General features: G+C 32.7%; 8 protein-coding genes and 1 tRNA gene. 2 read left to right on the top strand and 7 right to left on the bottom strand.

Annotation, left to right across the window (positions count from 1 at the left end; genetic code table 11):
* Nucleotides 1-2,074: 2,074 nt before the first annotated feature.
* A complete protein-coding gene (locus GWI58_RS00230) occupies nucleotides 2,075-2,377 on the top strand; it encodes a helix-turn-helix domain-containing protein (RefSeq protein WP_004243781.1) in 303 nt (100 codons plus the stop codon).
* A 570-nt stretch (nucleotides 2,378-2,947) separates the two neighbouring features.
* Here GWI58_RS00230 and phsC read toward each other — a convergent pair.
* The 6 genes from phsC to GWI58_RS00200 all read right to left on the bottom strand — a co-directional run bounded on the left by phsC (nucleotide 2,948) and on the right by GWI58_RS00200 (nucleotide 9,495).
* Complete coding sequence (gene phsC / locus GWI58_RS00225; protein ID WP_004248413.1) at nucleotides 2,948-3,715, bottom strand: thiosulfate reductase cytochrome B subunit; 768 nt, start codon at nucleotides 3,713-3,715, stop codon at nucleotides 2,948-2,950.
* On the bottom strand, nucleotides 3,712-4,290 hold the full coding sequence (locus GWI58_RS00220) for a 4Fe-4S dicluster domain-containing protein (RefSeq protein ID WP_004243779.1): 579 nt from the start codon (nucleotides 4,288-4,290) through the stop codon (nucleotides 3,712-3,714). The genes phsC and GWI58_RS00220 overlap by 4 nt, the downstream gene beginning before the upstream one ends.
* Before the next feature lie 14 nt (nucleotides 4,291-4,304).
* Nucleotides 4,305-6,584 (bottom strand): thiosulfate reductase PhsA, encoded by a 2,280-nt coding sequence (phsA, locus tag GWI58_RS00215; RefSeq protein ID WP_161768791.1) that lies wholly within the window; start codon nucleotides 6,582-6,584, stop codon nucleotides 4,305-4,307.
* A gap of 782 nt (nucleotides 6,585-7,366) precedes the next feature.
* Nucleotides 7,367-8,170 (bottom strand): sulfite exporter TauE/SafE family protein, encoded by an 804-nt coding sequence (locus GWI58_RS00210; protein ID WP_094960107.1) that lies wholly within the window; start codon nucleotides 8,168-8,170, stop codon nucleotides 7,367-7,369.
* Between the two features lie 228 nt (nucleotides 8,171-8,398).
* A tRNA-Arg gene (locus tag GWI58_RS00205) sits at nucleotides 8,399-8,473 on the bottom strand.
* Between the two features lie 326 nt (nucleotides 8,474-8,799).
* Nucleotides 8,800-9,495, bottom strand: a complete 696-nt coding sequence (locus GWI58_RS00200; protein ID WP_161768790.1) for a fimbrial protein — start codon at nucleotides 9,493-9,495, stop codon at nucleotides 8,800-8,802.
* A gap of 1,323 nt (nucleotides 9,496-10,818) precedes the next feature.
* Here GWI58_RS00200 and mlaA point away from each other — a divergent pair.
* Nucleotides 10,819-11,562, top strand: coding sequence for a phospholipid-binding lipoprotein MlaA (gene mlaA / locus GWI58_RS00195; RefSeq protein WP_004248410.1), 744 nt, complete (start codon nucleotides 10,819-10,821; stop codon nucleotides 11,560-11,562).
* Nucleotides 11,563-11,637: 75 nt separating this feature from the next.
* Here the strand turns inward: mlaA and GWI58_RS00190 are convergent.
* A partial coding sequence (locus tag GWI58_RS00190) for an outer membrane protein transport protein (RefSeq protein ID WP_202608507.1) occupies nucleotides 11,638-12,141 on the bottom strand: 504 nt, incomplete at its 5' end.

Here is a 12,141-nt window from a genome sequence, read left to right as displayed (position 1 = left end):
GGTAGAGCATCTCCCTTACAAGGAGGAGGTCGTTGGTTCGAGCCCAATACCGCCCACCACTTCTTTTTATATCATTCGATAAAAATTCCTTTATTATTCCTTATTCTTATCCTTATCCTTATCCTTATCCTTATCCTTATCCTTATCCTTATCCTTATCCTTATCTATTATCCTTATCTATTATCCTTATCTATTATCCATAGCGCTCATTTTGTATTCAGGACGTCTGTTACTAGACTACATCGACCTATCTATCTATCTACTTGGGGGTTTTATATCGAGCAGTGATCCCTGTTCTGTTCTCCTATTTATCGGTCTGAATTATTTTTGTGCTATCAGGGGTTGATTACCGACTTATTTACCCTACTAGTAGTGTTAAAAAGATTGATGATGAAATGATTATTTAAAAGGTTTAGATAAATTACTGAGAAAGATAGCTAGGATGGTGCTTTTATTGAGTGCACATAGGTTATTTTATTGCTTATAAGATAGTTTAAAAATAGCAACGTCAAGGATATTCGTTTTTTATCACCTTGATATAGATAAGATTTTTAAATTAATTTAAAAAAAACGTATTTTTTTATTGTTAGTTAATTATACGTATTATGGTTTTTATATGGGTTAAAATAAAAATAATTCAAAATTATCCTTTACAGTAAACACCCTTAATATTTTTATGTGGTTAGTAACCAAATTACCTTTTTAATTAAAAATTATTATGTGTTTTTTCTGAAATATCGTTTTTTGGGTGCTATTTTTTGAACAAGATTTTTATATTAATTTGTTGATTTTAAACGTTTGTTTTAATTATTGATTTTTATCAAATCGCTATCTTTATGAATTAAAAAGAAAATGATCTATGCCAATAAACGACATTTTCATTTGTTTAGATGTTGTCTTAAAGGGGGAAATTCCTTTTTTACACGAAAAAAGAGAAAATTGTGCATATAGCAGAAAGATAAATTATATAAAAATATTAATGTTTGCAGATAGGTAAAAATATGCTTTATAAGAAATAAGTATTTACACTTAGGATTAAAGGGTTATCTAATTTTGAATTTTTAACAAAATGAGATCATTGTTAAATGGTCATTTAATAGCTTAATATAGCAAATATTTACCTTAAGTTATAATAACTGATAAAAAGTTTTTCTGTTTAAATATGTGGTTTGCGGAAGGTGGCAAAAAGCTATGCTGGTATGTTTTTAGTAGAACATCAAATGTTCTATAAATTAAGAAATGTATTGTAACTATATGATATAAAATAGTTTTTATCATTTATTCTTCTTTTTATGGTCTTTTTCTATTTGGATTATCTTTAATAAGAGAACAAGAAAAAATATAAATAAATAATAATCCATAACGGAAATTATAATTCAAATTATAGTAAATAATAATTGGAAATTTATTTAAATTTAATAAGTACTCTAACGCTAAGTGTTTATGCTTATATAAATTAATTAACAAATGTTTAAAATTAGATCGAGTTCTATTACTTTATGAAAATTATGTAACTAATTGTTTCTATTGGTTTTAATCTGTATCATTTTATATTAATTAGAATTTATTGAGATTGCTCAATATTTTTTGTAAAAATGTAAAAAATGTTCTATTAACGAGGTTAATTCACAAATTTAAATAAATTAGACTGAAATTTATTGATTATTTTTTTGTCAATTTGATATATTTATTCGTAAATTATCGCATTGATAGAATATAAATCTAATACATGAGTAATTCTAAAGGTAAAAAAAGACTATATTTATATTTAATATATTATAACCTATTGATTAATATTGTATTTGTGACTTCTCCTAGGTATTAATAACTAGTGAGAGTAAAGGTGTAAGTTATTATTGTCATTTTTTGACTGGTTGAAAGTGTTTAAATGCGTAGTATATTATTTACATATGATAAGTGTTGTTATGAATTGTAATACTCTTATCAAGTCAAAATATTATTTTAATAAAATTAAAAAAGGTGCCCATGATATTATATTTTTTCATATATTATTAATGATGGCCCGCACTATTATAAATTAGATATCAATCAAAGTGAAAAGCGAGAACATATTATGAGTAACAAGTATCCAGTTGCTTACGCTGTTGGACAAAAAATAAAATCATTAAGAAAATCTCAAGGTTATACCGTATTTCAGTTAGCAAAAGAAATCGATATTAGTGAACAGCAATTATTTCGCTACGAACGTGGAGTTAATCGTATCGACATTGATTGCTTAGTTAAAGTCCTTGATGTGTTAGGCATTAATATAGGTAACTTCTTTGAAGATGTTATGGGGGGTATGGTTGATGTTCCTGAGAATAATGAACAACATATCCCAGCTCATTTTGACAATAAGGCTCTTTCTATTTTCTGATTGTAAGCTTTTAATTAGAAAGTTAGCTAGTATACAAATAATTAGATAAATAAGATGATTCTTATGAGAGTGTTAATCTAATTATTTAATAATAAGAATTATCTTATTATCATTTACGCCTTGAATCTAAATAAAATGCCCTTAATGGGCATTTTTATTTTTTAATAGTAATAAGAATATCTAAATTATTCCATTAGTATAATAATATTGACCATTACCTATAACATATCTTTTTTGTCGCTATTTTTTACTGTTATTTATGACTAAAAAATCTTTATATAAAAGATTGGTTAATTATATTTTTTAATATATAAAAAATTTTAGTAAAAATAAAAACTAGCTAGTTCAAAAAAATACTAATTTAGTAGAATATCATCATAAAAAGATTAATTTTTAGAAAATTAAGCTATATCAATTTTGTTCTGTTAATAATAAATAAAAAAATCGTAGTGAATAGGAGAATATTCTGTATTTTTACGTATCAGTGATCTTAGCTAAAAATACCAATACGTAAAAATGCCTGCTCGATAAGCAGGCATGGGGATATTAATAATTATCAAAAGCTAATTATCAATTTTTTGTTGTTGTGCTTTCACCATGTTTTTGATGTCGATGATGCCCATCAATCATGCTGTGGAATGTTTGTGTAAAGGTATCGCCTAAAGTACATAAGTAGAAGTGTGCACAAATAAACATGAGTGCAACGATGCCTAATATAAAGTGTACTTTTAACATCCAATAGCCATAACCTAGGACTTCAGGGTATAAACATAGTACGCCTGTGATAAGAAGTAGTGGAACTAACCCAAACATAACACCTAAGTAAGCAAGTTGTTGGAGAGGGTTAAATTTATCTGTTGCAGTCGCGGCAAAAGGATGTGGTTCACCTTTCATAATACCATAAAGATAAAAGCGAGCTTGCTTGATACAGCGTCCAATTAATCCTTGCGGTCTGACTTTGTAATGTACACCATTATTTGTGGTTAGGTTAATTACAACAAAACCTATCCAAAAAGCGATGAGAATAAAACCACAGATTTTGTGTAGTAGTACCATCGATGGAACATTACCGATAGAAAAGTGGCCTAACAATCCACTGATTAATAGAAGAATGAACAGTAAGGCATTACCCCAATGCCAAAAACGAATGGCTTTAGAGTATAAGTAAACACGCTCTTCTTCATAGTGACCACTTTGCTTAGGTGCCAGTGCATAACGTAAAAAACCATGTAGCACCAATATGGCTATCATGGCGACAATGATCAAACCTGCTGCAATTAACCATACAGGCCAGTAATCTGGCGTATAATAGAGTTCGGCTCCCCAGATACTTGTCATGCTTTATCTCCCTGATGGATCTCTTTACGGCGGAATAAATTTGGTTTTCCGACATTATCTAATTGGTATTGATAAACGGATTTCTGTTTGATCCAAGCTTGGATCTCGGGTGAGTCAATGCGACCAAATGCCAATGCATCAGTTGGGCATACCGTTACACAAGCAGGTAACTCACCTTCTGTTAGTCGAGTATCAGCACAGAAATTACATTTATCGGCAATGTGTGTTAATGGATTGATATATCGAACGTGATAAGGACAAGCACCAACACAGTAATCACAGCCAATACAGAGCTCTTTTTTAACCTGTACAATGCCATTTTCATCAATAAATGAAGCACCTGTAGGGCAGACAGAAACGCAAGGCGCATCTTCACAATGTTGACAGGAAACTCGGAAAAATTGGTAATGTGGATCTCCTGCCTCATCATTATGAGGGCCTTGAATTTGTACTTGTAGTCGGCTGTATCCTTCAGGAATATCATTGATGACTTTACATGCTACGGTACAAGCTTGGCAGCCAATGCAACGTTTTTCATCGTGTAGCATGACAAATTGTTTAGAGTTGCTATTCATCGTTATTTTTTTCCTTAAGCCAGACTAATTTTGACGCCTGAAGTATGTACATCAGTGCCTGAAACAGGGCTAATTTCATGAGGTAATAAACTACTGCAGTGGATCCCATTTGTGGTTGCTGGCGTTTTTTCGCCGGTCTTAGAGCCTGAACCCATATAGACAAATACTGTGTCAGGACGAATACCTGTCGTAATTAAGGCATGGGCTTTCTCTTTGCCTACGCTATTTTCTAAAATGATCTCATCACCATGCTTAATTCCATGACTTTTTGCGGTATCAGGATGTAACCAGACAGGATTTTTCCACATTAGCTCTGCTAATAAAGGTACATATTGAGTCGCACCATTGGTATGTACTGCGACTTTTCCTTGGATAAAATAGAGTTCATCTTTTTGTTTTAATGGGAAGTTATGGAAACGAGGAATACCATAATTCTCTAATAGACTTTCTAACTCTTCCGAATAGATCTCAATAAGACCACTTGGTGATTTAAAAGAAAGAGATTTTTCCATCATATTGTTACTATCAACATGTTTGATAGCATCTGGGTATTGTGCAACAAAGGCTTTTACATAGGATGGTTCACGTAAAAGCAGCGGAATACCATAAGATAAATAGCCTTTTTGGTGGATCTCTTTATAGAGATTTTCATCCCCTTTAACTTGATAAAGTTGACGAACTCCCATGTTTTCCCAAGGAAAATAACTCGCTAACCCCAGTTTTTTTCCTAATTCCATCCAAATTAACCAACTTGGTTTGGTATCACCAATAGTTTCGACAACTTGTTGTCTTAATGCATAAGCAGGATTTAAACCAGAGACATCAGAAATCTCTTCATCTCTTTCTAAATAAGTGCTTTCTGGTAACAGATAATCTGCATAAGATGCACTTTCACTTAAATACACATCGCAACTGACAATTAAGTCGAGTTTTTGGGCTGTTTTTTCTAGATCAGGTCGGCAACTTACTGTTTGAAATGGATTATGGCGTGACATAATCCAAGCTTTGGTTTGGTAAGGTACACCATGGAGTGTAGAGTCAATGATAGATTGAACAATACCGCCGCCTTTATTGATATATTTAAATTGAGGCGCTGTAGCATCGACTCGTTTTGCCGTAATTTTAGGCATGCCTTTAACGGTTGGTTTAGCCAATTCAGGTGCAACATTGATGCCCGCTAATTTATTATATTTTGCAGCAGCTTTCTTTTGATACATGCCACCTTCACGTTCAATATTTCCCAGTAGGGCGTTGAAGGTGAAGATCATTCTGCGCATATTAATTTCATCTTTATTAAAGGTTGCGCGATGACCAGGCATAACTAAGGCGTGAGGAGCTTTAGCCGCAATTTCACGTGTTATGCGAATAATATCTGTTGCGGGAACATCAGAGTGAGCTTGTGCCCATTCCGGGGTGGTATCTTGTAATACTTCCACCAACTGAGGGAAACCGACAGTAAATTTTTCTATAAAATCTTTATCATAAAGATTTTCTTTTACCATAATATGACACATGGCCATTGGAACAGGTAAGTCGCCACCTGGTCGGATTGCAAACCACTCATTGGCTTTACTGGAAACAACGGATAATCGAGGATCAAAACTGACTAATTTTGCACCACGCTCTTGTGCCGTCATTAATTCATAGGTTTCTGCAACTTCAATTCCTTCATAAAGATTATGACCAAAAGAAAGAATATATTTAGAATTTGCGAGATCCATTTTTAAATCACCACCCATCATTACCGATGCAGCAATGGCTTTGCCCGCAGGACAAGTTGATGCATGCGTAAAGGTGTTTGGTGACCCAAATGCCGCCGCTAAATGAAATAAATGAGAGGAAAGAGAACCTGATTTTGATGAAAAAAAGATACTTTCAGCACCATAATGTTGTTTGATGCTTGCCATCTTTTCGGCAATTTCTGTATAAGCTTGTTCCCAGCTAATAACTTCCCATTCTCCGGCCCCTCTAGGGCCTTTGCGTTTCATGGGCTTTACAATGCGTTTCGGATCATAAATAAGGCTAACACCACTGCCTCCTCTCGCGCAGACTCGAGTTTTTTGATGTGGTGAATTTCGGTTACCTTGGATAAAGACAGTTTTGTTATTAACAACCTGAGCTTCTATAGGACAACGGTAAGAACACATCTCACACAAACTTGGTGTTAATTTAGACTGACCCTTAAGAGATGTTACTGGATTAAGTGCGAGGGCCCCTGGTGGTAAACTTCCCACCGTACAACCAACACATCCTATACCCATCCCTTTAATAAAAGAACGACGACTAATACTCATATAACCTCCAGTTTCTTCTTATAGCTAAATATTATATACAGTTGGTTAAATAAATATTTGATGGTGTCTTCAATTTATTCATTAATAAGTGATGAGTTAGTTGGAAATAATAAATAATAGCAACAAAGAAGTTAATAAATATCATAAAATAATTTAACAAATAGAGACAAAATAAAATGATAATTATTTTCTTCTAAGGCATTAGTTAGGGTCTGGTTATTGTTAAAGGAAATGAATTAAGAGTTTTATAAAAAAAATAACCATGCCTTTAATATTCATATGGTTATAGGAATGATTTATTCTTTTAAAGTGTATCTATAATATATTATTAAGGTAAGAAAAAATATTGATATAATTTTCAATCGATATGTATTTTTATATATATCGGTGAGGGGTTTAATTGTAATTAAATTGTTATTAAAATAAAGACTAAATAAGTTTTTTAATTTTATTAAGCTAAAGAAGCTATTTTATTATATTTGCTATAATGTCTTATTTTAATAATGAAATATCTATAAAAGATAGAATTAAATGTCAATTAAGATTTAATTTATCCAAGAGGTAGATAATTATGCCATCATAAAAAAGATAAGATAAATTATAATATATTATTCATTATGTATAATTTTTAATTAATTATATTAATGGTTATTGGGTTGTATCTAGGGTGTCAAAATACGCTACTATTAAGTCGAGTAAATGTAACAATTTCACTTTTGTGTGAAATATTAAAGGCAATACAGATAGATAAGAATTGCCTTGTTCAGAGGTATGTTAGCGGGTTAGTTCAGCATAACGACTAACACCAATATCAATAACAGCGGATAAACTCTCGCATGCCATTTATCCGGTATACGTGATAAAAAACATTCAGCTATTTTTAATCCTATCCATGTACTACAGATTAGAATAACGGCTGCTTTTATCCAAATATAGCCAACAAATCCAGCGCTATCCTCTAACGGGGTAGTGAAAGACAATAAGATATAAGTGAGTGTTGCCGTTAATGCTAAAGGGAATGTCAATGTGTTTGCCATTGCAGCCGATTGAGTCATTGACATACCTCTACGGCGTAATAAAGGTACGGTCATAACACTTCCACCTACACCTAAAAAAGCTGCAATAATGCCAATAATAGTGCCAGTTAACGCTTCTTTTTTGTTGGTTACTTTTTGTATTTCTTTGCGTGGCGCCATAAATCCGGGGCGAAAATAGCAATCTAAGATAGTAAGGAATAGATAGCCAATAAAAATCCATCGGATCCATTCACCTTGGACGGTTGAGGCAAGTAAGGCACCGAAGATCCCACCGAATGCAATCCCCCAAAATAAGATCATAATTAATTTCCAATCTATTTTTTTCGCCTTATGGTGTTTTAGGGTCGTAATAATAGCGGAAAACAGCATAATGAGCGCAGAGGTAGCCACAGCAATTTGCATAGCATGTTCACCCACTAAACTATCACCAGCCCAAAGTGTAAGAATGAGAGTATAGAGTAGGGGCACAGTAACAAAACCACCGCCAAAACCAAATAACCATGTAGTAATACCTGAAATTAAGCCAAAAGAGATCAGCCAAAGTATCATTTAAATTCTCCTGTCCATAACAGGTGATATAAGCTACCGAATATAGATTTGATTTACTTCTGTGGTGCAGACAGTGAAATAGGAATTTAGGCCAAATTATCGACAATAAAGGTTATTATTTTTGATAAGGCTTTATTAAATCACCAAACTCTCATTGGGTGTTGTTAATAAATAACCTATTTTTTATAGCGAGAATAAGCAGTAGGTAAAATGATAGGTTGTTATAATTGGCGTTCCCTACAGGAATCGAACCTGTAACTAGCCCTTAGGAGGGGCTCGTTATATCCATTTAACTAAGGGAACATTTTGCGAGAGGGTGCTTAACTGTTTCTCAGTGTCCGTATAGTACCGTTTTTGTGGTGGAGGGATCAAGGTATTTAGTCATTGAGTTAGCAAGGTTTATTTTGTAATCAATGATAATACTGCCTTAATAGCTATTTCTATATTTTTATATTGTCACAGTAGATCGTAATAAAAATGATAAATATAAAATTAGTAGGTTAATTGAATGAGTCATAAAAAATTAAAGCAATAAACGGGAGGGGAATAAAATAAAGAAGGCTCCTACCCGTTTAATGTATACAAGCTAATAGCTTGTTAATATAGTGAGAGTGCTTTTGTTAAACTTTTTAAACACCGAAAGAGAATGTTAATACGGCCTCACCAATAAAATCGAGTCCATTACTAATATCTATCGCTTTTTTAGCTAGCTTATCACGAGAAAGAATAAATGTATGAGATGATATTCCTGGTATAAATTTTGTGGTAAAGATTTCACCTGAGACTAATTTAAGAGATGCGGCGGATACATCCTCTTGTTGCTCTGATGTCCACCCATGAATATTATTTTTAACTAAGACAGATTTCCCCAGTTCAGCTGTTTTAGGTGTTGCTCGGCTTATAAAAGCCGTTTTTCCGTCAACAGTTGCATCTTTCCAATTAAAAAATGAAGCCCCAACAGCTTTATCTGGGTTGGCTTTATCAACTAAGCGAAACCAAGCACTATCAAAACTAGTATTATAATCAAGATCTACATCACCATATGTGTCAGTAGGTATAAACGTCAAATAAGTTTTAGCATCACATTCAATACTGATGCTTGTTTCTGGTTTCATATCCACATATTGATAGTTTGAAGATTGTGGTATCAAGCTTGGCGATATGCGGCCATAGTCAAAGACAACTTCTGTATTGTTAGAACTATTGATTGTACAAGTTGGCGGTTTTATATCCCCATTGATCTGTAATTGAGCCGAAGGTGTTACAGCTAGCGCTGATGTTGATATAGCCGCTAGTAAGGTAAAATAGAGAAAATTCTTTTTCATTTTACTCTTCCTTTTCGTGAATGAATAATGAATTATTAAATTAGAGGATTATGATACCCCTTTTAAATTATTATTTAAGTTTTAAAATTAAGTATTTTCTTTTATTTTAGTCTGTTTAATCAAATTATGATGTTATTGAAAATATTTTATTATTTTTTATCTAATTTAGAATATCAAAAAATGTTTTATTTAAAATGAATCGTAAAGCTATTGTTTAAATTTTTATCATAAAAGTATAATCATTTCGTTAATGGTTATATTGTTATTTCTGCCTATTTTAATAATGAGTAATGAAAGTTTTAATGCTTTTTGATTTTATATGTAGTGGGGAATCAAAAAGAGATTATTAATAATAGCTTGCTTATAATGTGATATTTATTACTCATTTTGTTTAAATGTTAAATTCAAAAACTAAATGTAATAGTAGCTTGCTCTATATAATCTAAATTCTTCAGGAATATCTATATTTTATTTAGAGGTTTTTTAATTGATTTGTATATCAATAAATTACATTACTTTTTGCTCCTCTAGTTTCTAAAATTACACTAAAGTTTTTTCCATATGTTAGCTTTATTTTCTACAAACAAATCTGAAACTGTAAATGTTAAAAAAGTATCTACATTACAGGATGTTTTAATATCGCTACGTTGAGAGCCTAATGCATACTTAGCATTTTCAGGAATAATTGATAGTGCATGTTGGTGGCTTGATATCTCGATTAATTTGTAACTTAGCTGAAGTTATCTGGTAAAACTTAATGATATAATGGGTCAGCAAGGAAAAATAGAGAAATTTTTCTTCATTATATCCTAATATCGAAAATGATAATTTAGCTATTGATAGCCTAATCATGATATCTTTATTTTATCTATTTATGACTATCTTTAATCTATTCTAATTTTGCTTATTATAATTAAAAAATATTGATAAATTATTTTTATGTTTTATTTGGATAGGGAAATTTGTATATGTATCTTTATGTTTTTTTATTTCTTGATATAAAATGGATAAAAATAACAAATAAAATAGCGTATTTTTTATATAGATAGATACTTTAAGGTAAGAAAATTCTTAGCTTGATTATTGCGAATTACTTCTTCTTTGAATTATGTAACTATTAGGTGTTGTGCATAAAAAACAATCTCAAATATTTTTGTCAATCGGGCATAGTTAGCTCTATTGGGTAAAAATAAATCCCGAATGTTCTTATAAGATTAAAAACGAATAACAGTATCACTTATCGCCTATTGACAGTATTATATGTAAAGATGATGAATAGTGACCTATGCTCTTATTATCATAGGACAGTTAGCGGAGAACATTATGAAGTATCGCCTGTGCGGTGTTGCTCTTTTAGTAGCTTTACTTTCAGGATGTGCAAGCACACCTAACAATGGTGACAGTCGTTCTGATCCCTTGGAAGGGTTTAACCGCCAGATGTTTAATTTTAACTATTATGTGTTAGATCCTTACGTATTACGACCTGTGGCCGTAGTATGGCGTGATTATGTTCCACCACCAGCACGTAATGGACTATCGAATTTCTTAGGTAACCTTGAAGAGCCAGCAAGTATGCTAAATAGCATCTTACGTGGAGATTTTGAAAAAGGGGCTAAGCATTTCGGGCGTTTTTGGATCAATACCGTATTTGGTATTGGTGGTTTAATCGATGTTGCAGGAATGTCTAGAGAATCAATGGAAAAAGAAGTTCCTGTAAGGTTTGGTAGTACGTTAGGGCATTATGGTGTGGGATATGGCCCTTATGTGGTATTACCGGGCTATGGCAGCTTTACAGTACGAGAAGAGGGGGGCGATTGGGCTGATGCCACCTATCCAGTACTGAGTTACCTCACTTTCTGGATGTCTGCGGGTAAATGGGCCCTTGAAGGTATTGAAACGCGAGCTCAATTATTAGATTCAGATGCAATTTTACAAAACTCATCTGATCCATATTTAATGATGCGTGAAGCCTATTTCCAAAAAAATGATTTCGATGCTAATGGCGGGAAAACAGGTGAAAATCCAAACGCAAAAGCGATTGAAGATGATTTAGATTCTATCGATTAATCTGTTTATCTGGTTGTTTAAATAAAAAATGGTCTTTTTTAAGACCATTTTTTGTATTTAAAGTAGCAAATCAGCTTAGAAGCGATAGTTAAAGTTCATACCGTATAACCATGCTTTACCTGATGATTCAAATTCATAAGCCGGCAATGGTAAGTTTTCAGATAGCTTCTCTTTAATTGTCACTTTCTTACCGTGCATATAGGCTAAACCAACATCCACAGACATATCTTTATTAAATGCGTAGGTTGCCCCCGCACTTAACCAGAAGCGATCTTGGTCAGGGATCGAGATAGAGCGCTTATCAGCAGGAACAGGACTATCATCAAAGGCAATACCGGTGCGGAATGTCCAATTATCATCATGGTAATAAGTGGTTCCTAATGCAATACGCCATGCATCACGGAAGCCTTCTTCTTTATTGAAGAGTTGTTGACCATCACTTTTACGTGTTGCTCTTAACTCTTTAAACTCACTCCAACTGGTATAAGCTAAATTATAATGGACAGCCCATTTAGGGGCGACACGGTGGTAAGCAGCAAATTCCCAAATCTCCGGTAGGTTAAGATCAAGTTTACCTTT

Origin of the sequence: Proteus sp. G2674 (assembly GCF_009915195.1) — a bacterium.
Classification (GTDB): domain Bacteria; phylum Pseudomonadota; class Gammaproteobacteria; order Enterobacterales; family Enterobacteriaceae; genus Proteus; species Proteus mirabilis.
This window is presented reverse-complemented; position numbering and strand designations above follow the sequence as displayed.

What these genes read in the sequence shown, in the direction of transcription:
- GWI58_RS00200 (WP_161768790.1), bottom strand. Translation starts at nt 9,495, where the DNA reads ATGAAAAAGAATTTTCTCTATTTTACCTTACTAGCGGCTATATCAACA.
- GWI58_RS00220 (WP_004243779.1), bottom strand. Translation starts at nt 4,290, where the DNA reads ATGAATAGCAACTCTAAACAATTTGTCATGCTACACGATGAAAAACGT.
- GWI58_RS00230 (WP_004243781.1), top strand. Translation starts at nt 2,075, where the DNA reads ATGAGTAACAAGTATCCAGTTGCTTACGCTGTTGGACAAAAAATAAAA.
- mlaA (WP_004248410.1), top strand. Translation starts at nt 10,819, where the DNA reads ATGAAGTATCGCCTGTGCGGTGTTGCTCTTTTAGTAGCTTTACTTTCA.
- phsA (WP_161768791.1), bottom strand. Translation starts at nt 6,584, where the DNA reads ATGAGTATTAGTCGTCGTTCTTTTATTAAAGGGATGGGTATAGGATGT.
- GWI58_RS00210 (WP_094960107.1), bottom strand. Translation starts at nt 8,170, where the DNA reads ATGATACTTTGGCTGATCTCTTTTGGCTTAATTTCAGGTATTACTACA.
- phsC (WP_004248413.1), bottom strand. Translation starts at nt 3,715, where the DNA reads ATGACAAGTATCTGGGGAGCCGAACTCTATTATACGCCAGATTACTGG.